The sequence below is a fragment of the Psychrobacter sp. 1Y4 genome (genome assembly GCF_051847555.1).
On record NZ_JBPYDE010000819.1, the window covers coordinates 1 to 604 of the forward strand.

At 42.1% G+C, this 604-nt stretch carries 1 protein-coding gene; it reads left to right on the plus strand.

What is annotated here, in order from left to right; all coding sequences use genetic code 11:
- A partial coding sequence (locus ACS8FC_RS19060; RefSeq protein WP_439297943.1) for an inner membrane CreD family protein occupies positions 1–564 on the plus strand: 564 nt, incomplete at its 5' end.
- Positions 565–604: the final 40 nt, after the last annotated feature.

Here is a 604-nt window from a genome sequence, read left to right on the forward strand (position 1 = left end):
GATAGCCAGTCGTATAACCCTGATTCGTTTGACTCATCAAGAGGGATGACAGCAGACAGTGCGGCGGTAGCTGGTAGTAATCATAGTGTTCTGCTAAACAGCTTTGGGGTTAGTTTTGCGAGTCCTAATGATGTTTACCTACAAACTGAACGAACCATGAAGTATGCTCTACTATTAATTTTGGTATCGTTTGGCACTTTCTTTTTATTTGAAGTGCTTAAATCCAGTCGCATTCACCCTATCCAGTACCTGCTAGTTGGCTGCGCGTTATTCGTTTTTTATGTCCTATTGCTACCACTTGCTGAGCAAATCGTCTTTTGGCAAGCATATACTGTAGCCGCTAGCGCGTGCGTGGGGCTCATTGGTTGGTATAGCTACTATGTATTTGGCGGTTTGAAACGGGCTTTAATTTTTACCACAACACTCGCCGGATTATATGCTGCGTTTTTTGGTATTTTAAGTACAGAAGATCTTAATCTATTACTGGGCGCGATATTCTGCTTTATGGTACTTGCCTGTGTCATGGTGATGACTCGCAAACTTGACTGGTACAAGGTCACATAAACTGATAATAGTTTGAAGTAATGCTGCCTTATCAACTAAG